Origin of the sequence: Streptomyces sp. NPDC005195 (genome assembly GCF_040608315.1) — a bacterium.
Lineage (GTDB): Bacteria > Actinomycetota > Actinomycetes > Streptomycetales > Streptomycetaceae > Streptomyces > Streptomyces kaempferi.
Genome location: NZ_JBEXHZ010000001.1, coordinates 221,493 through 246,343 on the forward strand (window position 1 = coordinate 221,493; position 24,851 = coordinate 246,343).

Annotated in this window: 23 protein-coding genes; 13 read left to right on the top strand and 10 right to left on the bottom strand. The window is 70.0% G+C overall.

Going from position 1 to position 24,851, the window contains the following annotated elements; genetic code table 11:
• The first annotated feature begins 153 nt into the window (after positions 1–153).
• The 6 genes from ABZV34_RS00935 to ABZV34_RS00960 all read left to right on the top strand — a co-directional run bounded on the left by ABZV34_RS00935 (position 154) and on the right by ABZV34_RS00960 (position 6,665).
• Positions 154–1,851, top strand: a complete 1,698-nt coding sequence (locus ABZV34_RS00935) for a sensor histidine kinase (RefSeq protein ID WP_356270172.1) — start codon at positions 154–156, stop codon at positions 1,849–1,851.
• Positions 1,848–2,531, top strand: coding sequence for a response regulator (locus ABZV34_RS00940; RefSeq protein ID WP_356270174.1), 684 nt, complete (start codon positions 1,848–1,850; stop codon positions 2,529–2,531). The genes ABZV34_RS00935 and ABZV34_RS00940 overlap by 4 nt, the downstream gene beginning before the upstream one ends.
• Positions 2,532–2,675: 144 nt before the next feature.
• On the top strand, positions 2,676–4,046 hold the full coding sequence (locus tag ABZV34_RS00945; protein WP_356270176.1) for an extracellular solute-binding protein: 1,371 nt from the start codon (positions 2,676–2,678) through the stop codon (positions 4,044–4,046).
• Positions 4,047–4,093: 47 nt separating this feature from the next.
• Entirely contained in the window at positions 4,094–4,972 is an 879-nt protein-coding gene (locus tag ABZV34_RS00950; protein ID WP_356270694.1) for a sugar ABC transporter permease, read from the top strand.
• Position 4,973: 1 nt separating this feature from the next.
• Complete coding sequence (locus tag ABZV34_RS00955; protein ID WP_356270178.1) at positions 4,974–5,825, top strand: carbohydrate ABC transporter permease; 852 nt, start codon at positions 4,974–4,976, stop codon at positions 5,823–5,825.
• A gap of 210 nt (positions 5,826–6,035) precedes the next feature.
• The gene (locus tag ABZV34_RS00960) at positions 6,036–6,665 is read left to right on the top strand and encodes an XRE family transcriptional regulator (RefSeq protein WP_356270696.1); all 630 of its coding nucleotides are present in this window, start codon (positions 6,036–6,038) and stop codon (positions 6,663–6,665) included.
• Between the two features lie 267 nt (positions 6,666–6,932).
• Here ABZV34_RS00960 and ABZV34_RS00965 read toward each other — a convergent pair whose 3' ends face one another.
• Positions 6,933–7,958 (bottom strand): ATP-dependent 6-phosphofructokinase, encoded by a 1,026-nt coding sequence (locus ABZV34_RS00965; RefSeq protein WP_356270180.1) that lies wholly within the window; start codon positions 7,956–7,958, stop codon positions 6,933–6,935.
• Positions 7,959–8,348: 390 nt separating this feature from the next.
• Here ABZV34_RS00965 and pta point away from each other — a divergent pair, with 390 nt between their 5' ends.
• From pta to pyk, 3 genes are all read left to right on the top strand, one after another.
• Positions 8,349–10,427, top strand: a complete 2,079-nt coding sequence (gene pta, locus ABZV34_RS00970) for a phosphate acetyltransferase (RefSeq protein ID WP_356270182.1) — start codon at positions 8,349–8,351, stop codon at positions 10,425–10,427.
• Positions 10,428–10,486: 59 nt separating this feature from the next.
• Positions 10,487–11,704 (top strand): acetate kinase, encoded by a 1,218-nt coding sequence (locus ABZV34_RS00975; RefSeq protein ID WP_356270698.1) that lies wholly within the window; start codon positions 10,487–10,489, stop codon positions 11,702–11,704.
• Between the two features lie 73 nt (positions 11,705–11,777).
• Complete coding sequence (gene pyk / locus ABZV34_RS00980) at positions 11,778–13,211, top strand: pyruvate kinase (RefSeq protein ID WP_356270184.1); 1,434 nt, start codon at positions 11,778–11,780, stop codon at positions 13,209–13,211.
• A gap of 308 nt (positions 13,212–13,519) precedes the next feature.
• Here pyk and ABZV34_RS00985 read toward each other — a convergent pair whose 3' ends face one another.
• The 4 genes from ABZV34_RS00985 to ABZV34_RS01000 all read right to left on the bottom strand — a co-directional run bounded on the left by ABZV34_RS00985 (position 13,520) and on the right by ABZV34_RS01000 (position 17,798).
• Entirely contained in the window at positions 13,520–14,833 is a 1,314-nt protein-coding gene (locus ABZV34_RS00985) for a hypothetical protein (RefSeq protein ID WP_356270185.1), read from the bottom strand.
• Entirely contained in the window at positions 14,823–15,440 is a 618-nt protein-coding gene (locus ABZV34_RS00990; protein ID WP_356270187.1) for a DUF6114 domain-containing protein, read from the bottom strand. The genes ABZV34_RS00985 and ABZV34_RS00990 overlap by 11 nt, the downstream gene beginning before the upstream one ends.
• 104 nt (positions 15,441–15,544) lie before the next feature.
• A complete protein-coding gene (locus ABZV34_RS00995; protein ID WP_356270189.1) occupies positions 15,545–16,198 on the bottom strand; it encodes a DUF6230 family protein in 654 nt (217 codons plus the stop codon).
• 622 nt (positions 16,199–16,820) lie between these two features.
• Positions 16,821–17,798, bottom strand: a complete 978-nt coding sequence (locus ABZV34_RS01000) for a tetratricopeptide repeat protein (protein WP_356270191.1) — start codon at positions 17,796–17,798, stop codon at positions 16,821–16,823.
• 298 nt (positions 17,799–18,096) lie between these two features.
• Here ABZV34_RS01000 and ABZV34_RS01005 point away from each other — a divergent pair, with 298 nt between their 5' ends.
• Positions 18,097–18,723, top strand: coding sequence for a TetR/AcrR family transcriptional regulator (locus ABZV34_RS01005; protein WP_356270193.1), 627 nt, complete (start codon positions 18,097–18,099; stop codon positions 18,721–18,723).
• Positions 18,724–18,927: 204 nt separating this feature from the next.
• Here the strand turns inward: ABZV34_RS01005 and ABZV34_RS01010 are convergent, their stop codons facing one another.
• The 5 genes from ABZV34_RS01010 to ABZV34_RS01030 form a co-directional block, all read right to left on the bottom strand.
• A complete protein-coding gene (locus ABZV34_RS01010) occupies positions 18,928–20,628 on the bottom strand; it encodes a methylmalonyl-CoA mutase family protein (protein ID WP_356270195.1) in 1,701 nt (566 codons plus the stop codon).
• Positions 20,629–20,757: 129 nt separating this feature from the next.
• On the bottom strand, positions 20,758–21,096 hold the full coding sequence (locus tag ABZV34_RS01015) for a DUF3817 domain-containing protein (protein ID WP_168530294.1): 339 nt from the start codon (positions 21,094–21,096) through the stop codon (positions 20,758–20,760).
• Positions 21,097–21,149: 53 nt separating this feature from the next.
• Positions 21,150–21,659 carry a MarR family transcriptional regulator gene (locus ABZV34_RS01020; RefSeq protein ID WP_168530293.1) on the bottom strand — a complete coding sequence of 170 codons (510 nt, stop codon included), beginning with the start codon at positions 21,657–21,659 and terminating at the stop codon, positions 21,150–21,152.
• Positions 21,660–21,841: 182 nt separating this feature from the next.
• On the bottom strand, positions 21,842–22,135 hold the full coding sequence (locus tag ABZV34_RS01025; RefSeq protein ID WP_356270197.1) for an MTH1187 family thiamine-binding protein: 294 nt from the start codon (positions 22,133–22,135) through the stop codon (positions 21,842–21,844).
• The gene (locus ABZV34_RS01030) at positions 22,132–22,479 is read right to left on the bottom strand and encodes a DUF3817 domain-containing protein (RefSeq protein ID WP_356270199.1); all 348 of its coding nucleotides are present in this window, start codon (positions 22,477–22,479) and stop codon (positions 22,132–22,134) included. The genes ABZV34_RS01025 and ABZV34_RS01030 overlap by 4 nt, the downstream gene beginning before the upstream one ends.
• 273 nt (positions 22,480–22,752) lie before the next feature.
• On the opposite strand from ABZV34_RS01030, the gene ABZV34_RS01035 reads away from it, so the two are divergent.
• From ABZV34_RS01035 to ABZV34_RS01045, 3 genes are read left to right on the top strand one after another with little or no spacing between them, the layout of a single operon-like run.
• A complete protein-coding gene (locus tag ABZV34_RS01035; protein ID WP_356270201.1) occupies positions 22,753–23,385 on the top strand; it encodes an AIM24 family protein in 633 nt (210 codons plus the stop codon).
• Position 23,386: 1 nt separating this feature from the next.
• Positions 23,387–24,037, top strand: coding sequence for an AIM24 family protein (locus tag ABZV34_RS01040; protein WP_356270203.1), 651 nt, complete (start codon positions 23,387–23,389; stop codon positions 24,035–24,037).
• On the top strand, positions 24,034–24,843 hold the full coding sequence (locus tag ABZV34_RS01045; RefSeq protein ID WP_356270205.1) for an AIM24 family protein: 810 nt from the start codon (positions 24,034–24,036) through the stop codon (positions 24,841–24,843). The genes ABZV34_RS01040 and ABZV34_RS01045 overlap by 4 nt, the downstream gene beginning before the upstream one ends.
• Positions 24,844–24,851 lie beyond the last annotated feature (8 nt).

The following is a 24,851-nucleotide window of genomic DNA, read 5'->3' on the forward strand; positions in this document are numbered from 1 at the left end:
GTGCGGCTCACGTCCGGGGAATCGGGCCACACGCCTCCGGGAGAACCCGGGGGGCGTGCGCCCGGGGGATGCGGTGACTATCTCCCGGCGTGTGAGGGCGGTCACCCTTCCGTTCATTTAGTTCACGCTTACCAGGGGAGGCAGACTGACGCCATGCGCCTCCCCCGCGTCCCGAGACCCCGCAGCCTGGCCGGCCAGCTCTTCGCCATGCAGGCCGTGCTCATCGCGGTGCTCGTCGCCGGATACGCGCTGTTCACGTACGTCAGTGACCGCAGCCAGGCCGAGGAGGCGGCGGGCCGCCAGGCGATGGCCGTGGCCCGTTCGGTCGCCGACGCCCCCTCCGTCCGCGACGCGATCCGCACCACGGACCCGACGAAGCCCCTGCAGCCGTACGCCCTCCAGGTGCAGCGGGACACCGACGTGGACTTCGTGACGATCATGAACCCGCGGGGCATCCGCTGGACCCACCCCGACGAGACGCTGATAGGGCGGCACTTCCTCGGTCACATCGGCCCCGCCCTGCGCGGCAATTCCTTCACCGAGACCTACACGGGCACCCTCGGCCCGTCCGTACGCGCCGTCGCCCCGGTCCTGGACAACGGCCACCTCGTCGGCCTGGTCAGCGCCGGCATCAGGGTGGAGGCGATCACCAAGCGCGTCCAGGACCAGGTGACCGCGCTGATCGGCGTCGCGGGCGGCGCCCTCGTCCTCGGAGGCATCGGCACCTACGTCATCAACGCCCGTCTGCGCCGCTCCACGCACGGCTTGAACGCGGCCGAGCTGAGCCGCATGCACGACTACCACCAGGCCGCGCTGCACGCCGTGCGCGAGGGGCTGCTGATGCTGGACGCGCAGTACCGGGTGGCGCTGATGAACGACGGCGGGCGGGAGCTGCTGGGCGTGGGCGACGAGGCGGTCGGCCGCTCCGTGGCCGAACTCGGCCTGCCCGCGCCCCTGACCGGCGCGCTCCTCTCGGCGGAGCCCCGGGTGGACGAGGTGCACCTGACGGCGTCCCGCGTACTGGTCGTCAACACCTCCCCGGTCACCGGCGGTGAGCGCCGCGGCACGGTCGTCACCCTGCGCGATGTCACCGAACTCCAGGCGCTGACCGGCGAGCTCGACTCCGAGCGCGGTTTCACCCAGGCCCTGCGCTCGCAGGCCCACGAGGCCGCGAACCGTCTCCACACGGTGGTCTCGCTGATCGAGCTCGGCCGCGCCGAGGAGGCCGTCGACTTCGCCACCGCCGAACTGGAACTGGCCCAGACACTCACCGACGAGGTGATCTCGGCGGTCAGCGAACCGGTCCTCGCCGCCCTGCTGCTGGGCAAGGCGGCCCAGGCCAACGAGCGGGGCGTGGAGCTGGTGATCTCGGAGCAGAGCGGCATCGACGACGGTCTGCTGCCGGCCGGCCTGCCGGCCCGGGACCTGGTGACGGTCCTCGGCAACCTGATCGACAACGCGATGGACGCGGCCCAGGGCACGGTACGGGCCCGGGTGACCGTCACGGCCTTCACGGACGGCTCCGGCCTGGTGCTGCGGGTCGCCGACACCGGCGCCGGAGTGGATCCGGCCCACGCGGAGGCCGTCTTCCGGCGCGGCTGGTCGACGAAACCGGCGGGGCCCGCCGGCCGCGGGCTGGGCCTCGCCCTCGTACGCCAGGCGGTGAACCGCCACGACGGCACCCTGACGGTGGCCGAAGCGGCGGGCGGCGGGGCGGAGTTCGAGGTGCGGCTGCCGTTGCCCACGACGGCCGCGGAAGCCGCCGACGCGGCGGCCGGGTCCGGGGCCGCCGCCCCGAAGGACCTCGCCCCCGTACCCGTCCAGCCCGCCCTGCCCGGAGGCGACGTATGACCGACCCCCAGCCGATCCGTGTCCTCGTCGTCGAGGACGACCCGGTGGCCGCCGACGCGCACGTCATGTACGTCGGGCGGGTCCCCGGCTTCACGGCGGTGGGCAAGGCCCACACCGGCGCCGAAGCGCGCCGTGCCCTGGACCGCACCCCCGTGGACCTGCTCCTCCTCGATCTGCACCTGCCCGACGTGCACGGTCTGCAGCTCGCCCGCTCGCTGCGCGCCGCCGGCCACCACGCGGACGTGATCGCGGTGACCTCCGCGCGGGACCTCACGGTCGTCCGGGAGGGAGTCTCACTCGGGGTCGTCCAGTACGTCCTGAAGCCCTTCACCTTCGCCACCCTGCGCGACCGGCTCGTCCGGTACGCCGAGTTCCGCGCGGCGGCGGGCGAGGCGAGCGGCCAGGACGAGGTGGACCGCGCCCTGGCCACCCTGCGCGCCCCGGGTCCGGCGGCGCTGCCCAAGGGGCTGAGCGGACCGACCCTGGAGCGCGTCACCCGCGCCCTGCGGGACCGCGCGGACGGCCTCACGGCGGCCGGGGTCGCCGAGGTGGTGGGCATCTCGCGCATCACGGCCCGGCGGTACCTGGAGCACCTGGTGGACGCGGGGCGCGCCGCACGCGCGCCGCAGTACGGGCAGGTCGGGCGGCCCGAGCTGCAGTACCGCTGGGTGAAGGCCTAGTTCCGTATCAGGCCCCCAACAGGGGCTTTTCTGCACCGTGTTCGGTCGCAAGGCGGTGCAAGGTCATTGACCTGGACTAGTCCACGCTCTTAGGTTCACCGGGCAGACAACCCGGCCATCGACGACGTCGGCCAGTAGGAGGTCGTGCCCGTGCGCCCCACCGCCGCCCCACTTCTCCTCGCCACTCTGCTCGCCGCGACGGCGCTCAGCGCCTGCGGATCGGGCTCCGGCAGCAGTCCGGACACCGTGAAGATCTCCTTCAAGCAGTCCACGGACAACTCGATCCGGGTCATGGACACCTATCTGGGCCGGATGAAGAAGGAGTTCGAGAAGGCGAACCCCGGCAAGAAGGTGGAACTCGTCCCGATCAAGGCGCCCGACTCCGAGTACTACACCAAGCTCCAGCAGATGCTGAGATCGCCCAAGACGGCCCCCGACCTGGTCTACGAGGACACCTTCCTCATCAACTCCGACATCACCAGCGGGTACTTGAAGCCTCTCGACACCTACCTGGACAAGTGGCCGGACTGGAACCAGTTCATCGACACGGCGAAGTCCGCGGCCAAGGCGCAGGACGGGAAGACGTACGGCGTTCCGGACGGCACGGACACCCGCGGACTCTGGTTCGACAAGGGCGTCTTCCAGAAGGCGGGGCTGCCGGCCGACTGGCAGCCGAGGAGCTGGGACGACGTGCTCAGCGCCGCCCGCACGATCAAGCGGAAGGTCCCGGGCGTCACCCCGCTCAACGTCTACACCGGCAAGCCGGCCGGCGAGGGCGCCACCATGCAGGGCTTCGAGATGCTGCTCTACGGCACGGGCGACGGGAAGAGCGACCCCCTGTACGACACGGCGGCCAAGAAGTGGATCGCGGGCAGCCAGGCCTTCAAGGACGCGCTCACCTTCGTGGAGACGGTCTACAAGGAGAAGCTGGGCCCCGACGTCTCGGACGCCCTGGACCCGAACTTCAGCACCACCATCCGCGGTGAGCTGATGCCCCAGGGCAAGCTCGGCATCGACCTCGACGGCAGCTGGCTCCCGCAGGACTGGCAGAAGGGCGCCGGGCACGAGTGGCCCGAGTGGTCGCGCGAGCTCGGCCTCGCGTACATGCCGACCCAGCACGGCCAGGCACCCGGCAAGGTGAGCATGTCCGGCGGCTGGACCTGGGCGATCCCCTCCAAGGCCGGCAACCCCGACCTCGCCTTCAAGTTCGTCGAGACGATGCAGACGAAGGCGAACGCGCAGAAGTGGTACATCGCCAACTCCGGTATCGCGGTGCGCAAGGACGTGGCGTCCGACCCGGCGTACGTACAGGCGCAGCCCGGCATCAAGTTCTTCACGGACCTGGTCGCGAGCACGCACTACCGCCCGGCGTACCCCGCCTACCCCAGGGTCTCGACCGCCGTCCAGGAGGCCATGGAGGGCGTGACGACCGGGGACAGTTCGGTGGACAAGGCGGCGAGCGGCTACGACGAGGAGCTGAAGACGGCCACCGACGGCCAGGTGGTGCGCAAGTGAGCGTGGGCACACGGGCGGCACCCGCCGCCCCGGCCGCCGCGAAGACCGTGTCGCCGCGCCGACCGGGGCGCCCCCGGGTCCTGGCCCGCGCGCTGCCGCTCACGCCGGCCGTGATCCTGCTGCTCCTCTTCCTCGCCGGGCCGATCGTCTACTGCGCGTACATCGCCTTCACCGACCTCCAGTTGACGGGTCAGGCGCACTCCTCATTCGTCGGCTTCGAGAACTTCCGGGCGGCGTTCAAGGACGAGGCGTTCCTCAACGCGGTATGGCTGACACTGGTGTTCACGGTCCTGTCGTCACTCGTGGGCCAGAACACGCTCGGGCTGGCGCTGGCCGCGCTGATGCAGCGGGCCTCCAAGCCGGTACGGACGCTGGTGGGCGGGATCGTGATCACGGCGTGGGTGCTGCCGGAGGTGGTGGCGGGCTTCCTGCTGTACGCGTTCTTCCGGCGGGAGGGCACTCTGAACGCGATCCTGGACTGGCTCCGTCTCCCCACCCAGAACTGGCTGTTCACCCTCCCGATCCTGGCGGTGTCGTTCGCCAACGTGTGGCGGGGCACGGCTTTCTCGATGCTGGTCTACTCGGCGGCGCTGAACGAGATCCCGAAGGAGATCACGGAGGCGGCGGAGGTGGACGGCGCGGGCGGCTGGCGCCGGATGTGGCACATCACGCTGCCGATGATCCGCCGGTCGATCGGCACGAACCTGATGCTCAACACCCTGCAGACGCTCTCGGTGTTCGGGCTGATCTGGGTGATGACGCGGGGCGGCCCCGGCAACAGGAGCCAGACGCTTCCCCTGTTCATGTACGAGCAGGCGTTCCAGAAGAGCATGATCGGGTACGGGACGGCGGTCGCGTTGCTGCTGCTGGTGGTCGGGGCGCTGTTCTCCGTGGTCTACATGCGGCTCCTGCGGACGGAGGTCTGAGATGGCTCTGCCGACGGGGGCCACGCTCAGGTCCCGCCGGGCGGGAAGGCGTCTGGCGGCGGACGCGGGGCTCCTCTTCGTGGCCGCGGCGTTCGTGCTGCCGCTGGCCTGGGTGGTGCTGTCGTCGCTGGACGCGCACGCGGATCTGCGGGTGCGGGTCCCGGACGGCCTCACGCTGGACAACTTCGACGCGGTGCTGAAGCCGGACATCACCTTCACACCGCTGCTGAACAGCCTGGTCCTGTGCGGCGGGGGGACCGCGCTGACGGTGGTGTGCGCGGCCCTGGCGGCGTATCCGCTCTCACGGTTCCGCTCGCGGCTCAACCGCCCCTTCCTGCTGACCATCCTCTTCGCGACCTGCCTGCCGATCACGGCGATCATGGTCCCGGTGTACGCGCTGTTCGTGCGGGTGAACCTCATCGACACCGTGCAGGGCACCGTCTTCTTCTTCGCGGCCTCCCAACTCCCGTTCGCCATCTGGCTGATGAAGAACTTCATGGACGGGGTGCCGCGGGAGCTGGAGGAGGCGGCGTGGACGGACGGCGCGTCGTCGCTGCAGTCCCTGGTGCGGATCGTGCTGCCGCTGATGGGCCCCGGGGTGGCGGTGGTGACGGTCTTCTCGTTCGTGATGATGTGGGGGAACTTCTTCGTCCCGTTCATGCTGCTGCTGACGCCGGACCAGATGCCCGCGTCGGTGAGCATCAACGACTTCTTCGGGAACCGGGGGACGGTGGTCTACGGACAGCTGGCGGCGTTCTCGGTCATCTACTCGACGCCGGTGATCCTGCTGTACGTGCTGGTGGCGCGGCGGCTGGGAGGCGGGTTCGCGCTGGGCGGAGCGGTCAAGGGCTGACCGGAGCACCCGAGGAACGGGGCGCGCCGGCCCCACGCGGGACGCGCCGACCGGCACCGTATGTTCCTACAAGCTGTGATTGTGGCCGAACAGAATGTAGTCAGCGCTGTCCCGACCCCATATTTTGTGCGCGTGCAGCGACCGCAGGCCCAACAGCCCACACCGCCCTTCAACGCTCAGGCCGCCCGCAGACTGAGGACGGCACTCGGTATGAGGCCCGAGCACGTCGCCTACGGAATGAGAGCCTCGTACGGGATGCCGTACGTCACCCCCGATCTCGTCGCCGCCTGGGAAACCGGGACCACCGCACCGAGCGGACCCGAACTCACCGCGCTCGCGGGGGTGTTGTGGTGCTCACCGGGGGAGATCATCGGCGCGCCGCGGACCCTGCGCGAACACCGCGTCGCGCGCGGCCTCGCGCAGGAGGACATAGCCCGCGCCGTCGGACTCGAACTTCCCGCCTACCAGGGGATGGAGGAGGCCGACGAGTGGCGCGGCACCGAGCGGCAGTCCACCGCCCTCGCCGACGTGCTCGAACTGTCCCTGCGGGACTTCGTCACCGTCACGGGGCGCGACGGCAGGCTGGCCGAGCTGCTGCGGAGCGCGGTGACGACACGCTGGCAGGCCTACTCCCGCCCGGTGGGGAAGATGATCCCGCTGGACCGGCGCCTCCTGGAGGACGTCCTCCAGGAGCTGTACCAGGAGTACCAGGGCCAGATGGCCGCCACGCTGAGCTGGGCGGGCGGGCCGGCCGCCGCCGAGGCCGACGATTCGGGCCAGGACTTCCTCGACCGGATCGTCGACCACTTCTGGTCGACGGTCCAGAGAAGCACGTACTGAGGACCGACCGCCCGACAGGATTCCCGGCCCCGCGGCCGGGAGCCCCGGACCCTCGGCGGGACCACCGGACCCTCGGACCACCACTCGGCCGGTCCGTCACTCGACCGCGCCACGGCTCGGCCGGTCACCGACCTGCCGGTCACCGTTCGGCCGGGCCGCCGCGGCGCACCGGAGCGTGCCCTGCCGGGCACGCGGCGCCCGACGACGCCGGACACGGAAGACGCCGGACCCGGGTGACGCCGGCGTCACCCGGCCGGAAGGCGCCTGCTAGAAGACCGACTCCGCCTCGTCCATCCGGTCCTTCGGGACCGTCTTCAGCTCCGTCACGGCCTGCGCGAGCGGCACCATGAGCACATCGGTGCCGCGCAGCGCCGTCATCCGGCCGAAGTCACCCCGGTGGGCGGCCTCCACCGCGTGCCACCCGAACCGCGTCGCCAGGACCCGGTCGTACGCGGTCGGGGTGCCGCCCCGCTGCACATGACCGAGGATGACCGGCTTGGCCTCCTTGCCGAGGCGCCGCTCCAGCTCGTACGCCAGCGCCGTACCGATGCCCTGGAAGCGCTCGTGGCCGAACTGGTCGATCGCGCCGTGTCCGTAGTCCATGCTGCCTTCGACGGGGTGGGCGCCCTCGGCGACACAGATGACCGCGAACTTCTTGCCGCGGGCGAAGCGCTCCTCGACCATCGCGACGACGTCGGCCGGGTCGAAGGGGCGCTCGGGCAGGCAGATGCCGTGGGCACCGGCCGCCATGCCGGACTCCAGGGCGATCCAGCCCGCGTGCCGGCCCATGACCTCGACGACCATCACACGCTGGTGCGACTCGGCGGTCGTCTTCAGACGGTCCATGGCCTCCGTGGCCACGCCCACCGCGGTGTCGAAGCCGAAGGTGCGGTCCGTCGACGAGATGTCGTTGTCGATCGTCTTCGGGACGCCGACCACCGGCAGGCCCGCGTCCGACAGCATCCGCGCCGCCGTCAGCGTGCCCTCGCCGCCGATCGGGATCAGGACGTCGATACCGAACTCGCGCGCCATGTCCTGCGCGTTCTCGCTGGCCTCGCGGAGCCGGTCGCGCTGCAGCCGCGAGGAGCCGAGGATGGTGCCGCCGAGGGCGAGGATGCCACCGACGTCGTTCAGGTCGAGGGTGCGGTAGCGGCCGTCGAGCAGGCCCGCGTACCCGTCCTCGAATCCGATGACCTCGTCCCCGAAGGTGGTGACCGCTCGGTGCACGACCGACCGGATCACTGCGTTGAGGCCCGGGCAGTCGCCGCCTGCGGTGAGAACTCCGATACGCATCGTGCTGTGTCTCCTGCTCGCTGCTGGTTCGTGTGAGCCGGTCCGATTGTTTCATGACCTCAGGACCGTCGCCGATTCCGCCCGAAGCCCTCCGTCGCGACGCCCCGGGTGAATTCTCGACCCGCTCCCGGTCAGACCCCGGTCAGGCTCGGTCAGACCCCTGTCAGACCTCCGTCAGACGTCTGTCAGACCTCCGTCAGACCTCGCCAGGAAGTCCGCCCTGACGGGCGCCTTATCCACCCGCGGGGGTATTGTCAAGAGGGTTCCGCTCACCACGGTGGGCCATTTGCCGAGCCCGAAAACGGCACACGAGTCACGGGACCGCGCACGTGACCCCGACAGAACACCTCACGTCACCAGAACACCCCACGCCAAGGATGGAGAGCACGCGTGACCCGCAGTGTCTACGTGACCGGGATCGATCGCGGCGACGGCCGCCAGGTGGTCGAGCTGGGCGTCATGGAGCTCCTGACCCGCCAGGTCGACCGGGTGGGTGTCTTCCGCCCACTCGTCCACGACGGCCCCGACCGGCTCTTCGAACTGCTGCGGAGCCGCTACCGGCTCGCCCAGGACCCGGCGACCGTCTACGGCATGGACTACCACGAGGCGTCCGCGCTCCAGGCCGAGCAGGGCACGGACGAACTGGTCTCCACCCTCGTCGACCGCTTCCACCTGGTCGCGCGCGACTACGACGTCGTCCTGGTCCTGGGCACCGACTACGCCGACACCCAGTTCCCGGACGAGCTGTCGCTGAACGCCCGGCTGGCGAACGAGTTCGGCGCCTCCGTGATCCCCGTGGTCGGCGGCCGCGGGCAGACCGCCGAGTCCGTGCGCGCCGAGACCCGCAACGCGTACCGCGCCTACGACGGCCTCGGCTGCGACGTGCTCGCCATGATCGTGAACCGCGTCGCCCCCGCCGACCGCGCCGGACTCGGCGAGCGGCTCGACTCCCGTCTCCCGGTGCCGTGCTACGTCCTCCCGGACGAGCCCGCGCTCTCGGCGCCCACCCTCGCCCAGATCACCCACGCCCTCGGCGGCACGGTGCTCCTCGGCGACGACGCGGGACTCTCCCGTGACGCGCTCGACTTCGTCTTCGGCGGCGCCATGCTGCCGAACTTCCTCAACGCACTGACCCCGGGCTGCCTCGTGGTCACCCCCGGCGACCGTGCCGACCTGGTCGTCGGCGCGCTCGCCGCGCACAGCGCCGGCACCCCGCCCATAGCCGGAGTCCTGCTCACCCTGAACGAGCGGCCCAGCGACGCGGTCCTCACGCTCGCCGCCCGTCTCGCCCCCGGCACGCCGGTGATCTCGGTCGCCGGGACCTCCTTCCCCACCGCGGCCGAGCTCTTCTCCCTGGAGGGGAAGCTGAACGCCGCCACACCCCGCAAGGCGGAGACCGCGCTCGGCCTCTTCGAGCGGTACGTGGACACCGCGGACCTGCTCAGGCGCGTCTCCGCGCCGAGCAGCGACCGCGTGACCCCCATGATGTTCGAGCACAAGCTCCTCGAACAGGCCCGCTCCGACAGACGGCGGGTGGTGCTTCCCGAGGGGACCGAGACCCGCGTCCTGCACGCGGCGGAGGTGCTGCTGCGCCGGCGCGTGTGCGACCTGACGCTGCTCGGGCCGGTGGACCAGATCCGCAAGAAGGCCGCCGATCTCGGCATCGACCTGGCCGGCTGCCAACTCGTCGACCCGGTGACCTCCGAGCTGCGCGGACGCTTCGCCGAGAGGTACGCCGCGCTGCGCGCCCACCGGGGCGTCACGGTCGAGCTGGCCCATGACGTCGTCGCCGACGTGAACTACTTCGGGACGCTGATGGTGGAGGAGGGGCTGGCCGACGGCATGGTGTCCGGCTCCGTGCACTCCACCGCCGCCACCATCCGGCCCGCCTTCGAGATCATCAGGACCAAGGCGGACACGAAGATCGTGTCGTCGGTCTTCTTCATGTGCCTCGCCGACAAGGTCCTCGTCTACGGCGACTGCGCGGTGAACCCCGACCCGAACGCCGAGCAGCTGTGCGACATCGCCATCCAGTCGGCGGCCACCGCCGAGCAGTTCGGTGTCGAGCCGCGGATCGCGATGCTGTCGTACTCGACGGGCACGTCCGGTTCGGGCGCCGACGTGGACAAGGTGCGCGAGGCCACGGACCTCGTACGGCTGCGGCGCGACGACCTGAAGATCGAGGGGCCGATCCAGTACGACGCCGCCGTCGAACCCTCTGTCGCGGCGACCAAACTGCCGGACTCCGACGTCGCCGGGCAGGCGTCCGTGCTGATCTTCCCGGACCTCAACACCGGCAACAACACCTACAAGGCCGTGCAGCGCTCGGCCGGCGCGATCGCGGTCGGCCCGGTCCTCCAGGGCCTGCGCAAGCCCGTCAACGACCTCTCCCGCGGCGCGCTCGTGCAGGACATCGTCAACACGGTCGCCATCACGGCGATCCAGGCCCAGACATCGGGCCTCGGATGACCGCCGCACCGGCCGGCCCCGGCAACGACCACGCACCCGACCCAGAAGGCATCCCCGCAGTGACCGCCACCCGAGTCCTCGTCCTCAACTCCGGCTCCTCGTCGCTGAAGTACCAGCTCCTCGACATGCGCGACACCAGCCGCCTCGCCACGGGCCTCGTCGAACGCATCGGCGAGCGGACCTCCCGGCTGAAGCACACGGCGCTCACCACGGGCGAGACCCGGGAGACGGCCGGCCCCGTCGCCGACCACGCCGCCGCCCTCAAGGCCGTCGCCGAGGAGCTCGGCCGCGACGGGCTCGGTCTGGACTCCCCCGAGCTGGCCGCGATCGGCCACCGCGTCGTGCACGGCGGGAGTTCCTTCACCGCACCGGAGATCGTCGACGACGCGGTGCTCGCGGAGATCGAGCGGCTGGTCCCGCTCGCCCCGCTGCACAACCCGGCGAACCTGACGGGTATCCGTACGGCCCGGTCGCTGCGTCCCGACCTTCCCCAGGTCGCCGTCTTCGACACCGCCTTCCACGCGACCATGCCGGAGTCGGCCGCGCGCTACGCGATCGACGCGAGCATCGCCGACGAGTACCGCATCCGGCGCTACGGCTTCCACGGCACCTCGCACGCCTACGTGTCCCGGGAGACCGCGAAGCTCCTCGGCAGGGCGCCCGAGGACGTGAACGTCATCGTGCTGCACCTCGGCAACGGCGCCTCCGCGTCCGCCGTGTGCGGGGGCCGTTGCGTGGACACCTCCATGGGGCTCACGCCACTGGAGGGGCTCGTCATGGGAACGCGGTCCGGTGACGTGGATCCCGCGGTCATCTTCCATTTGACGCGCGTTGGCGGGATGTCCACGGACGAGATCGACACTTTGCTCAACAAGAAGAGCGGCCTGATCGGTCTGTGCGGAGACAACGACATGCGGGAGATCCGAAGCCGTGTCGACGAGGGTGACGAGCAGGCGCGGCTCGCCTTCGACATCTACATCCACCGCCTGAAGAAGTACATCGGCGCCTATTACGCGGTACTGGGCCGGGTGGACGCGATCGCCTTCACCGCGGGGGTCGGCGAGAACGCCGCCGCCGTGCGCGAGGCCGCGGTCGCCGGTCTGGAGGGGCTCGGCCTGGCGGTCGACGCCGGCCTGAACGCGGCTCGAGGGGACGGGGCCAGAATCGTCTCCCCCGAGGGCGCACGGGTCGCGGTCGCCGTGGTGCCGACCGACGAGGAACTGGAGATCGCCACGCAGACCTACGCACTCGTGAGCGCGTCCCACGACCTCACCTGAGCGGCATCCCGCCCCTTTGTATCTTCCGCCAGACGGAATATTCCGTAGCGAAACAAACCGATAGGATCGCCCCATGCGCCGTTCGAAAATCGTCTGTACTCTCGGCCCCGCGGTCGACTCCCACGAGCAGCTCGTCGCGCTGATCGAAGCCGGCATGAACGTGGCCCGCTTCAACTTCAGCCACGGCTCGCACGCCGAGCACCAGGGGCGCTACGACCGCGTCCGGTCCGCCTCGGCCGAGACCGGCAGGGCGATCGGTGTCCTCGCCGACCTGCAGGGCCCGAAGATCCGTCTGGAGACCTTCGCCGAGGGACCCGTCGAGCTGGTGCGCGGTGACGAGTTCACCATCACCACCGAGGACGTGCCGGGCGACAAGCAGATCTGCGGTACGACCTACAAGGGCCTGCCGGGCGACGTCTCCAAGGGCGACCAGGTCCTCATCAACGACGGCAACGTCGAGCTGAAGGTCGTCGAGGTCGTGGGCCCCCAGGTCAAGACGGTCGTCATCGAGGGCGGCGTGATCTCGGACCACAAGGGCATCAACCTGCCCGGCACCGCCGTGAACGTGCCGGCGCTGTCCGAGAAGGACGTCGAGGACCTGCGCTTCGCCCTGCGGATGGGCTGCGACATGGTCGCCCTCTCCTTCGTGCGCGACGCCGACGACGTGAACGACGTCCACAAGGTGATGGACGAGGAGGGCCGCCGCGTCCCCGTCATCGCCAAGGTCGAGAAGCCGCAGGCGGTCGCCAACATGGACGCCGTCGTCGCGGCGTTCGACGCCGTCATGGTGGCCCGTGGCGACCTGGCCGTCGAGTACCCGCTGGAGAAGGTCCCGATGGTGCAGAAGCGCCTCGTGGAACTCTGCCGCCGCAACGCCAAGCCGGTGATCGTCGCGACCCAGATGATGGAGTCGATGATCACCAACTCGCGCCCGACCCGCGCCGAGGCCTCCGACGTGGCCAACGCGATCCTCGACGGCGCCGACGCGGTCATGCTGTCCGCCGAGTCGTCCGTGGGCGCGTACCCCATCGAGACGGTCAAGACGATGTCGAAGATCGTCGTGGCGGCGGAGGAGGAGCTGCTCTCCAAGGGACTGCAGCCCCTGGTCCCCGGCAAGAAGCCGCGCACGCAGGGCGGTTCGGTCGCCCGCGCCGCCTGCGAGATCGCCGACTTCCTCGGCGGCAAGGGTCTGGTCGCCTTCACCAAGTCCGGTGACACCGCGCGCCGGCTGTCGCGCTACCGCGCGTCCCAGCCGATCCTGGCCTTCACCACGGACGAGGGCACCCGCAACCAGCTGACGCTGAGCTGGGGCGTCGAGTCCCACGTGGTGCCGTTCGTCAACAGCACCGACGAGATGGTCGACCTGGTCGACCAGGAGCTGCAGAAGCTCAAGCGGTTCAACGACGGCGACGTCGTCGTCATGACCGCGGGCTCGCCCCCCGGCGTCCCCGGCACCACCAACATGGTCCGGGTGCACCACCTGGGCGAGAGCGGCCGCACCGCCTGACCCGCGGTCCCCGTACGCCGCCGAGGGCGCCTCCTGGAACAGGGGGCGCCCTCGGTCTTCCACCCTCGGTCTTCCGCCGTCAGCTCCACCGCACGCGGTGCGCAGTTCGTTGTGAGGGCGACGAGCCGGACGTCTGCCCGAAAAAGCTCAGGGAGAAGTCCGCACAGGTCATCATCTTTTCCTTCCGCTCGTACCGGACGGCAGGAATGCCTGCGGGCGCCCCCTGGATCAACAGGGGGCGCCCGCAGGGTGTTGCGGCTCCCGGAAAGGTCCGTGGGCGGGTCCGAGGACCCGCGGGCCGGGGGCGGTCAGCTGGTGTACTGGTGCAGCCCGGGTACGGTCAGCGTCCCGCCGAACTGTCCGGCCTGCACGACCTTCACCTTGGTGAAGTAGATCAGCGGGATGTTCAGCGGCGGCGGGTTGTCCGGGTCGAACGTGATCGGTATCAGGCCGAGCAGGTTCCCGGAGATGCTCTCCGTGTACATGACCGTCTTACCGTCGCGGATGGTGGACGTCGTCCCCTTGCCCGCCTGCACGTGGTACGTCTTGCCCGACTGCTCGTCGTTGACCGTCTGGTGCAGGTCGCCGATGTCCGTGCCGTCGGAGATCACGTACTTCAGGACCCTCTTGATCTTGCCGCTGGCGGTCTTCACCTTCACTACGCCCTGGTAGTCGGCGCCTTTGAGCAGCAGCGAGCTGGCGTTCAGGTACCACGGGTTGTCGGGCAGCAGTACCCGGTTGTCGACACCGCCCTCGGCGTCCGTGGCGACCGGGCAGTCCGACAGGTCCGTGGTGGCACTCGCGGACGGGCTCGGGGACGAGGTGGCCGCGTCGGTGGCGTCCTTGACCGCCTTCGTGGTGTCCTCGGCCGCCTTGGTCGCCGTGTCGGTCGTGTCCTTCACGACCTTCTTGACCGTGTCGGTGACCTTGCCGGCGGCGTCCTTGACGGTGCCGGACGCCCCCTTGTCCTGGGTGTCCCCGGCGCTCGCCGAGGCGGACGCGGAGGGGGTGGCGGACGGCGTGGGGGTGGAGCTCGCGGTGGAACCGCTGCCGCCGGTGAGGACGTCCGTGATGGCGTCGCCGACGGCGCCGAGCAGTCCGCCGCCGCCCGCGGAGGCCGCCGGGGCCGCCGCCGGCTTCTCGTCACCACCGGTGCCACTGCCGCTCTGGGCCGACTTGCTCGCGGACGGCGTCGGGTCGGACCCGGCCTTGTCGTCGGAACCTGAATCCGGCGAAGAGGTCGTGTCCGGGGACGCGCTGGCCGAGGGGGTCGGCTTCGCCGTGCCGGGTGACGCGGTGGAGCTCGTCGAGGCGGAGGCGGAGGGCGTCGGCGTGGCCGAGGCGTCCTTGCCGTCCTTGGAGCCGGTCATGGCCTCGACGCACTTCTTGTATTCGTCGATCGTCAAGCTCTTGGACGACGAGTGGTCGTCCGCCTGCGCGAGCGTAGGGGTGAAGCCCATGCCCATGAGGACGGCCGTCGGCATCGCCGCGATGGCCACGGCTTTGCCCGCGGGAACATGGAATCTGGTGAACAGGGGCTTCCTGGGGGCCGCGTGGCGCGGTCCGGTTCTCACCCGGGACTCGTCGACTTCCGTCCCGCGGGTCGCCTCGTCAGCCGACACTGTGCCTCCCGTTCGCCCCGTTGGCGGAGCTCATTCCTGACAGGTCCCTCGGCTCGCGGCCCGTCTCGCCCGCGTGACCCGCGCCGTCCACGCCGTCCGGGGTGTCGGTGGATTCCGGGGCCTGCGGCGCGTCCGGGGTGTTCGGGGTGTCGGAGGCGCTCGGGGCGCCACCCTGGTTCCTATACGTCGTCCTGCGCTTTTCCTCGCCGGTTTCGCCCGGAGCCCAGGAGACCGCCAGCGCCCCGCCGATCATCGCGAACAGGAAGCCGATGAGGAAGCCGCCGAGGTTGGCCACCGGGATGGACACCAGGGCCAGCAGGATCGCCGCGACTCCGGCGAAGGTCCGTACGTGCCGCTGGAACCAGAGACTGATGCCCAGTACGCCGAGCAGCACGCCGATGATCAGGGATCCGGCGCCGGCCGTGGTGGACATCGCCAGCGTCAGATGACCGATCTGGAGGTGCGCGTACGGGAAGTAGGCGATGGGGAAACCGCCGAGCAGGACGAACAGGCCGGCCCAGAACGGGCGTTCGCCCCTCCAGGACCGGAAGTTCCGCCGGAAGACTTGGAGATAGTGCTCGCTCTGCCCGGGTGACTCGGCGCTCATGGAAACGGCTCCCTGGAACGGCTTACTGTGAGAAATTCACATACTGCGGAAAGGGGTGGGGCGGGCGGGGCAGCTGCCGGCTCCCCCGCCCGCCCCCTGAGTGCCTAGTAGCACTCCTTGGTACCCGTCGACACCGACATCTTCAGGCCACTGAGCTTGAACGTGCCGGCGGTGGTCGCCCACGCCGTCTGCTTCACGTCGGTGAGCTCCGCGGACTCCGCCTGCTGGGCGAAGCCGTAGGGGTTGGCCTGCTCGCCGCCACCCTTCATGCCCGGGCCCTTGCCGCCCTTGTCAACACCCGTGTCACCGGCGGCGACGCCGATGTCGATGTTGTGGAAGGTGGCATCGGCCTGGAGGTCCTCGACGTCGATGTACAGGTTCTCGGCCTGTACCGCGTCGTGACCCGCGCCGCCCGCCCTGAGGATCAGGCTGACCGACCCGAGCAACGGGATGTTCGGGGTGACCACGGACTGACACATGTTCGTGATCGACGCGGACTTGAACGCGGACACGGCGACGGGGTGAGCCGTCTTCTTGCCGTCGAGGGTGTACCCCGCGTCAATGGCTCCGTACTGCGAGAAGCCCTTGCCGTTGAGCGAGTCGGCCGAGACCTTGAACGACTGGCCGGAGACGCTGAACGACGCGGCGAGAGCGCCCTGCGCGAGGGCCACACCTATCGCTGCCGTGGCGGCCACGCTGGGCACCATCACGACGGCGAACCGCTTCCATCTGGTCCCGCCACGCACCTGGGACTGCATATTTCCTCCTTCTCGGACGTACATCTCCTGGCCCTGACTGCCACTTGTCGGCGGCTCAGCCGGGCAGGGATGGGAGAAGTGCTACGTCCTCGGGAAGGAGAGCGCCGTATTCCCCGGACGCCAATGGCGCCCGACCACACCGGCGATCACCCCCGAGCGACAACCACTGGTCGCGCCTGACACACATCACGCACAACCTGCTGGACAGGCTCCGCCGAACGACGAAGACCCCCCTGCCCAAGAGGCGGCGCCACTGCCGCCGCCCCTACCCGGTGGGGACCCAGAAAACCCCTTGACCCGATTGGTTGTCGGAGGAGGGGTAATGGACCGAGCGTCGCCGATCGTGGTGCATTCTGGCCGCCCGCACAAGGGGGTTCGTTACTGGCTAGTAACGGCCGGATAACCGAACAACGACCCGCCGGTATCGGTTGACGACACAGGGTGGCCCTGGGGTGGATGACAAAAAGGTTGATCCCCGGACGGACTCCGACAGATCAACGCCTCCGACTTACTCCAAGTAACAGCGGCCGCGTTTACCAAGTTTTGGTAAAACGCGGCCGCTTGTGGCCCTCCTGACGAATCTTTCACCTGGGCGTCACAAGGCCCGGCGTTTAGGAACAGGTCAGAACAGGGCCCTGGCCAGCGCCCGGCGCGCCGCGATCACGCGCGGGTCGTCGGCGCCCACCACCTCGAAGAGTTCGAGCAACCGCACTCGTACGGCGTCACGGTCGTCGCCCGCCGTGCGCTGCACCGTGTCGATGAGGCGCCCGAACGCGTCCTCGACATGGCCGCCCACGAGGTCCAGGTCGGCGGCGGCGATCTGCGCCCGCACGTCCTTCGGGTTCCCCGCGGCGTCCTCGCGCACCTTGCCCGGATCGGCGCCCTGCACGCGCTGGAGCAACTCGGCCTGGGCGAGGCCCAGCTTGGCCTCCATGTTGCCCGGGTCGTCGCTCAGCACGTTCCGGTACGCCTGCACGGCACCGCCGAAGTCACCCGCGTCCAGGGCCTGCACGGCCGCTTCGAGGAGCGCGTCGTGCGGTCCGGCCGGCATCTCGTGCTCCACCGGGGCGGCGCCGGGCTCGGCATCCTGGTCGACGGTCAGACCGGTGAGGCCGAAACGCTCCTCGGCGACCTGCACGAGCTGGTCCAGGGTCCCCCGGATCTGCGTCTCGGCGGCGGCTCCCTGGAAGAGTGGCAGCGCCTGTCCCGCGACCACGGCGAAGACGGCCGGGATCCCCTGGATCCCGAACTGCTGCATCAGCATCTGGTTGGCGTCGACGTCGATCTTGGCGAGGACGAACCGGCCGCCGTACTCGACGGCCAGCCGCTCGAGCACCGGGCTCAACTGCTTGCAGGGCTCGCACCACTCGGCCCAGAAGTCGATGACGACCGGGACCTCGGTGGACCGCTGAAGGACATCACGCTCGAATCCGGCCTCGTCGACATCGATGACGAGACTGGCGGGAGACACGGCCCCGCCTCCGCCGCCCTGCCTGGCCGCTTCGGCGCGCGCCTGCTCCGCCTTCGCCTTGGCCTCCTGGGCCGCCTTCACCGCGGCGAGGTCGACGACTCCGCTCATGGACATGTTCCGTGGCTGCATGAGTACATCCTCCCCCTTCCTCGCGCACGTGTGAAAACGCCGTGAAAGCCGGGCCCGCGACGTCCTGGTCCGCGGCGCCCGGGTCCTGATGTGTGATGCTCGCGCCGGGTCCCCACCTGGCGCCTGTGGTTGCCGCTCGCGCACGGGTCAGGGTGTACGAGCGTCGTCCGCAGCTTTCGCTACGGGTCGTAGCGTAACTGTACGGGGGCGTCTTCGTCCGCCTTCCCCCGGTGATCTCCCTCACGGATTCACACAACCGCCGGATTTGCCCGCCCACAACGGCGGATATGGTCCTGACATGCAGAGTCGCTCTTCCGTCCCGCGTACGGGGCGCCCGCGCAGCGCTGCCGCGGACGCCGCGATCCTGGAGGCGACGCGGGCGGCGCTGGTCGAACTGGGCTGGTCCAAGCTGACGTTGGGGGATGTGGCGACCCGGGCCGGGGTCGCCAAGACGACCCTCTACCGGCGCTGGGCCGGCAAGAACGAGCTCGTGGTCGACGCGGTCGCCGTGCTCTTCGACGAACTGGAGCTGCCCGACCGCGGCAGTCTGGCGGCGGACATCGAGGGTGTGGTGCTGCAGTTCGCGGCGATCCTGGACCGGCCCGAGACGAAGACCGCCCTGATGGCGGTGGTGGCGGAGTCCACCCGTGACGAGCCCCTGCGGGAGCGGATCCGGACGTCCATCGTCGACCGGCAGAAGCGGCTCGTGGTGGAGGGGAGGGCGCGGGCCACCGCCCGGGGGGAGCTGCCGCCGGAGTCCGATCCCGAGGCGTCCGCGCGTACGGCGGATCTCATCTTCGACGTCGTCGCCGGGGCCGTGGTGCATCGCACACTCGTCAGCGCGGAGGCGGCGGACGAGGAGTGGGTGCGGGCGTTCACCCGGGTCCTCCTGCTGGGCCTGGCGGGCGCCACGGACACGTCCTGACCCGAGGGGACTCGCCCCCCCGCCGCCCCTACCCGACCCGTCCTCACCCTGGGGGCTGCGCCCCCAGCCCCCCGCCATCGCCCGAAGGGCTCGTCCTCGAACGCCGGACAGGCCGGAGATGCGGGCCGGGGCGATGTGTTTCATCCCGTCCGGCGTTCGAGGACGAGGCCGTTCAGGCCGACAGCGGGGGCGGAGGAAACCGGTTCAGAAGCCCGCCGGCTCCGTGTACACCCCCCACTCCTCCCGGAGGACGTCGCAGATCTCGCCGAGGGTCGCCTCGGCCCGCACCGCCTCCAGCATCGGCACGATCATGTTGGACCCGTCCCGCGCGGCGGCGAGCATCGCGCCCAGCGCGTCGCGCACACGCGCGTCGTCCCGCGCACCACGCCGCGCCCCCAGCTCGCGCACCTGATCCCGCTCGACCTCGTGGCTGACCCGGAGGATCTCCAGGTCGCCGGTCACGGAGCCGTGGTGGACGTTCACCCCGACCACCCGCTTGTCGCCCTTCTCCAGCGCCCGCTGGTACTGGAACGCGGACTCGGCGATCTCCCCGGTGAACCAGCCGTCCTCGATGCCCCGCAGGATGCCGGAGGTGATCGGCCCGATCGGGTGCTGCCCGTCGGGATGCGCCCGCAGCCCCCGCTCCCTGATCTGCTCGAAGATCTTCTCCGCGTCGGCCTCGATCCGGTCGGTGAGCTGCTCGACGTACCAGGAACCGCCCAGCGGGTCGGCCACGTTGGCGACGCCGGTCTCCTCCATCAGCACCTGCTGGGTGCGCAGGGCGATCTCGGCGGCCTGCTCGGACGGCAGCGCGAGCGTCTCGTCCAGGGCGTTGGTGTGGAGCGAGTTCGTGCCGCCCAGCACCGCGGCGAGCGCCTCCACCGCCGTACGGACGACGTTGTTGTACGGCTGCTGGGCCGTCAGGGAGACACCGGCCGTCTGCGTGTGGAAGCGCAGCCACTGCGCCTTGTCGGACTTCGCGCCGTACACGTCCCGCATCCAGCGCGCCCAGATCCGCCGGGCCGCCCGGAACTTGGCGATCTCCTCGAAGAAATCGAGATGCGCGTCGAAGAAGAAGGAGAGGCCGGAGGCGAAGACGTCCACGTCCAGGCCGCGCGAGAGGCCCAGTTCCACGTACCCGAAGCCGTCCGCCAGCGTGTACGCCAGCTCCTGCGCGGCCGTCGAGCCCGCCTCCCGGATGTGGTACCCGGAGACGGAGAGCGGCTTGTAGGCGGGGATCTTCGCGGCGCAGTGCTCCATCAGGTCACCGATGAGGCGCAGGTGCGGCTCGGGCTCGAAGAGCCACTCCTTCTGGGCGATGTACTCCTTGAAGATGTCGGTCTGGAGCGTGCCGTTCAGGACGGCGGGGTCCACGCCCTGGCGCTCGGCGGCGACCAGGTACATGCAGAAGACCGGCACGGCCGGCCCGCTGATCGTCATCGACGTGGTGACGTCGCCGAGCGGGATGTCCTTGAAGAGGACCTCCATGTCGGCGGCCGAGTCGATCGCGACCCCGCAGTGCCCGACCTCGCCGAGCGCGCGGGAGTCGTCGGAGTCGCGCCCCATGAGGGTCGGCATGTCGAAGGCGACCGAGAGACCGCCGCCGCCCGCGGCGAGGATCATCTTGTACCGCTCGTTGGTCTGCTCGGCGTTCCCGAATCCGGCGAACTGGCGGATCGTCCACGTACGCCCCCGGTAGCCGGTCGGGTGGAGCCCGCGGGTGAAGGGGTACTCGCCGGGCCATCCGATCCGCTCGAAGCCGTCGTACGTGTCCCCGGGCCGGGGCCCGTACACCGGCTCCACGGGGTCTCCGGAGAGCGTGGTGAAGTCCGCGTCGCGCTTGCGCGATGCGTCGTACCGGGCCTGCCAGCGTCGGCGGCCCTCTTCGATGGCGTCAGCGTCCATGCCCACAAATTTACTAGGACGTCCTAGTAAATGTCGATGGGAAACCGCCACGGACCACACCGACGGCGGTACGGAGGGTCCGGTGGCGGCAGGAGTCCCGCGGCGTTACGGCTGGTGGGACGGGCCGGGCTAGGCCTTGGCGACCACGGGGGAGTCGTCTGTGATCCTCGACTCCAGCTCGCGGCTGACCTTGCGCTCCACGAAGAACGCCGCCGTCGGGATCGTCCCGGCCAGCAGCACCCACAGCTGCTTGCCGACCGGCCACTTCGCCTTGGCGCCCAGGTCGAAGGCGAACACGAGGTAGACGACGTAGAGCCAGCCGTGCGCGATGGCGACGACGCGGGTGAAGTCCACGGCACCGTTCATGTCGAGCACGTACTTGGCGATCACACCGAGGGTCAGCAGGACCAGCAGCACACCGGTGACGTAGGCCATCACGCGGTAGCGGGTCAGCACGCTCTTCTTCATGCGCACGAGCGTAACGGCCCCTTTTGCGCGATCTTCGCGCGCCCCCGCCTCGTCTACTCGTCGTCGAAGTCGTGCGCCGAGACCCGCAGCGGTCGCAGCATCGCGAAGATCTCCCCGCACTCCTCGGAGTCGTACACCCCGAGCCCGAAGTCCATCTCCATCAGGTCGCGGGTCGCCGCGTCGCAGACCTCGCGGCCCTTGTCGGTGATGGAGGCGAGCGTGCCGCGCCCGTCGTTGGGGTTGGGACGCTTGTCGACGAGCCCGGACCGCACCAGGCGGTCCACGGTGTTCGTGACGGAGGTGGGGTGCACCATCAGCCGCTCGCCGATCTTGGACATCGGCAGCTCGCCGGCCTTGGAGAAGGTGAGCAGCACCAGGGCCTCGTAGCGCGCGAAGGTCAGTCCGTACGGCTTGACGACCGCGTCGACCTCGGCGAGCAGGATCTGGTGCGCACGCATGATCGAGGTGATCGCGGCCATGGACGGCACGGCTCCCCAGCGCTGTTGCCACAGTTCGTCGGCGCGGGCGATGGGATCGAAGGCAAGACTGAGCGGCTTCGGCACGGCATGAGACCTTACCCGCCGGTCATATCCTGGTCCGCCCCGTCTCGCCTTTCGGTCGCGCACACGTTCCCGTACGACGCGGGGTGCGGACCGGGGAGGGCGCGGCGGCGACCGCCGGACGCGCGGAACCCCGGCCCACTGGACCGGGGTTCCGGGGTGTCGGTACCTCTCGGGACGGGACGTCAGGCGGAGAGGTGCCGCTCGACCGTCTCGACCTTCGAGGTCAGACCGTCCGTGACCCCGGGGCGGATGTCCGCCTTGAGGACGACGGAGACGCGCGGCGCACGGGCCTCGACGGCGGCGACGGCACGCTTGACCACGTCCATCACCTCGTCCCACTCCCCCTCGACAGAGGTGAACATGGCGTCGGTGTGGTTCGGCAGTCCCGACGCGCGGACGACCCGGACGGCGTCGGCGACGTACTCCCCCACGTCCTCGCCGACACCGAGCGGTGTCACGGAGAAGGCGACGATCACGACGACTTCACGACTCCCTCGCGGCGGGCGCGGGAGGCGATGACCGCGTCCTCGCTCTCGCGCCGCAGCTTGCGCTCGGCGAAGAAACCGCCGGTGGGCAGCACGGAGAGGACGAAGTAGAGGATCCCGGTCCCGGCGCTCCACCGGGCGCGGTTCCAGGCGTCCGCCCAGAAGATCACGTAGAGGATGAAGAGCACACCGTGGATCGCGCCCATGACGGGCACCGCGTTGAAGTCCGTGGTCCGCTTCAGCACCGAGCAGACGAGCAGCAGCAGGAAGGAGACGGCCTCGGGGGCCGAGACCAGGCGGAGGCGGCGGAGGGCGGTGGCGGTCTTTATGTCCACGGGTCACCTTCGGTGGGTTCGGGGGAGGGTCGTCGGTCGTCCGGGCTCCGAGCTTTGTGAACGCAAGCACAAGGCCCCGGCCATTGTGGCACCCGGGACAGGGCGCCCCGGGCCGGGGGTGGCCGACAGGGCGCCTCCGGGCGGCCCCCGCATCCCGGCCGGCTCGCCACCTCCGGGTCGCCCCGTCCGCCCCCAGGGGTCTGCTCAGGGGTGAGATCCACCCGTGGCCCCTGTCCCCCTCCGCGACCGGCGGCTACCGTCACAACTGTGGCGATGTTCCGACTTCAAGGCAGCAAGGTGCTGGCCGTCGACATGACCGGGGACGCCGTGAAGGCGAAGAACGGCTCGATGGTCGCGTACGACGGTCAGATGGCCTTCAAGAAACTGAGCGGCGGCGGTGACGGTGTCCGCGGGATGGTGACGCGGCGCCTGACCGGCGAGCAGATGACGGTGATGGAGGTGAAGGGGCACGGAACCTGCTGGTTCGCGGACCGGGCGAGCGAGATCAACCTGGTGAGCCTTCAGGGCGACAAGCTGTACGTCGAGTCCAGCAATCTCCTCGCGACCGACGCCGGGCTGCGTACGGGCACGTCCTTCACGGGACTGCGCGGCGCCTCCCAGGGCAACGGTCTGTTCACGACCACCGTCGAGGGCCACGGCCAGGCGGCGATCATGTCCGACGGGCCGGCCGTGGTGCTGCGCGTCAGTTCCCAGTACCCGCTGACGGTGGACCCGGGGGCGTACATCGCGCACCAGGGCAACGTCCGGCAGTCCTTCCAGGCCGGTGTGACGTTCCGCACGTTCATGGGTGAGGGCGGCGGCGAGGCCTTCCAGATCCGCTTCGAGGGCGACGGTCTGGTCTACGTACAGCCCAGTGAGCGCAACACGATCGCGGGGGACCTGTGACATGCCGTTCCGCGAAGTGAACTCCAAGATGATCGAGGCGACGGTCCTGCCGGGCCAGCGCCTGTTCAGTCAGCGCGGCGCGATGCTCGCCTACAAGGGCGAGGTGTCCTTCACGCCCAACATCCAGGGCGGCCAGGGCGGGGTCATGTCGATGCTCGGCCGCCGGGTCGCGGGCGAGGCCACCCCGCTGATGACCGTCGAGGGCAGCGGCACGGTCCTGTTCGGGCACGGCGGCCATCACATCCAGGTGATCAGCCTCACGGGCGACACGCTCTACGTCGAGGCGGACCGGCTGCTGGCCTTCGACGGCACGCTCCAGCAGGGCACGATGTTCCTGGGCTCGCAGGGCGGGATCATGGGCATGGTCCGCGGCCAGGTGACGGGCCAGGGCCTGTTCACCACGACCCTCAAGGGGCACGGCGCGGTCGCCGTGATGGCGCACGGCGGGGTCATCGAGGTGCCGATCACCCCGCAGCGCCCGGTCCACGTCGACCCGCAGGCGTACGTGGCGCACCACGGCGACGTACGCAACAAACTGTCCACGGCGCTCGGCTGGCGCGACATGGTGGGCCGCGGCTCGGGCGAGGCGTTCCAGCTGGAGCTGAGCGGCAGTGGTGCGGTGTACGTCCAGGCCTCGGAGGAGAAGCTGTGAGCGCGTACGGGACTCCCGGTGGCCCCACGGTCCACGACCCCATGACGTTGCCCGTCGACGACAACGTCAACAAGTACACCTTCTGCGTGGAGCTCAAGGGGAGCCAGTGGTTCCTGCAGAAGGGCAAGATGATCGCCTACTACGGGTCGATGGAGTTCAACGGCGTCGGACACGGCCGACTCGACCGACTTGTCCGTACGTCGTTCCATTCGCCTCTGCACGCGAGCGACTGGGTGGTGGCGGACGGTTCGGGCAAGATGCTCCTCGCCGACCGGGCCTTCGACGTGAATTCGTACGACCTGGACGACGGCAACCTGACCATTCGCTCGGGCAACCTGCTCGCTTTTCAGCCAAGTCTCGCTCTCAAGCAGTCGATCGTGCCGGGCTTTCTGACACTCATCGGAACCGGCAAGTTCGTGGCGGCGTCAAACGGTCCGGTGGTGTTCATGGAACCCCCGATCCGGGTGGACCCGCAGGCGCTGGTGGGCTGGGCCGACTGCCCGTCCCCGTGTCATCACTACGACCACGGGTACATGACGGGCGTCATGGGCGGTCTACGTGCACTGACAGGCCTGGGCGGGGCCTCCGGAGAGGAGCATCAGTTCGAGTTCGTGGGAGCCGGCACCGTGCTGCTCCAGTCCACGGAGATCCTGATGGCCGAGCAGGCCACCGGGGCCGTTCCGCACGAGCCGGGAGTGCCCGGCGCCGGCGGGACACCCGGTCACCAGGGCCAGTACGGTCAGCAGGCCGCGACACCGCGCCTTCCCGGACAGCTCGGAGACCTCCAGCGTCGCTTCGGGCTGTGAGCGGTAGT

Bases quoted from the DNA above. Each gene is read 5' to 3' on its own strand.
- ABZV34_RS00935 (WP_356270172.1), top strand. From the start codon at position 154: ATGCGCCTCCCCCGCGTCCCGAGACCCCGCAGCCTGGCCGGCCAGCTC.
- ABZV34_RS00940 (WP_356270174.1), top strand. From the start codon at position 1,848: ATGACCGACCCCCAGCCGATCCGTGTCCTCGTCGTCGAGGACGACCCG.
- ABZV34_RS00955 (WP_356270178.1), top strand. From the start codon at position 4,974: ATGGCTCTGCCGACGGGGGCCACGCTCAGGTCCCGCCGGGCGGGAAGG.
- ABZV34_RS00960 (WP_356270696.1), top strand. From the start codon at position 6,036: ATGAGGCCCGAGCACGTCGCCTACGGAATGAGAGCCTCGTACGGGATG.
- ABZV34_RS00965 (WP_356270180.1), bottom strand. From the start codon at position 7,958: ATGCGTATCGGAGTTCTCACCGCAGGCGGCGACTGCCCGGGCCTCAAC.
- pyk (WP_356270184.1), top strand. From the start codon at position 11,778: ATGCGCCGTTCGAAAATCGTCTGTACTCTCGGCCCCGCGGTCGACTCC.
- ABZV34_RS00990 (WP_356270187.1), bottom strand. From the start codon at position 15,440: ATGAGCGCCGAGTCACCCGGGCAGAGCGAGCACTATCTCCAAGTCTTC.
- ABZV34_RS00995 (WP_356270189.1), bottom strand. From the start codon at position 16,198: ATGCAGTCCCAGGTGCGTGGCGGGACCAGATGGAAGCGGTTCGCCGTC.
- ABZV34_RS01000 (WP_356270191.1), bottom strand. From the start codon at position 17,798: ATGCAGCCACGGAACATGTCCATGAGCGGAGTCGTCGACCTCGCCGCG.
- ABZV34_RS01005 (WP_356270193.1), top strand. From the start codon at position 18,097: ATGCAGAGTCGCTCTTCCGTCCCGCGTACGGGGCGCCCGCGCAGCGCT.
- ABZV34_RS01010 (WP_356270195.1), bottom strand. From the start codon at position 20,628: ATGGACGCTGACGCCATCGAAGAGGGCCGCCGACGCTGGCAGGCCCGG.
- ABZV34_RS01015 (WP_168530294.1), bottom strand. From the start codon at position 21,096: ATGAAGAAGAGCGTGCTGACCCGCTACCGCGTGATGGCCTACGTCACC.
- ABZV34_RS01035 (WP_356270201.1), top strand. From the start codon at position 22,753: ATGTTCCGACTTCAAGGCAGCAAGGTGCTGGCCGTCGACATGACCGGG.
- ABZV34_RS01040 (WP_356270203.1), top strand. From the start codon at position 23,387: ATGCCGTTCCGCGAAGTGAACTCCAAGATGATCGAGGCGACGGTCCTG.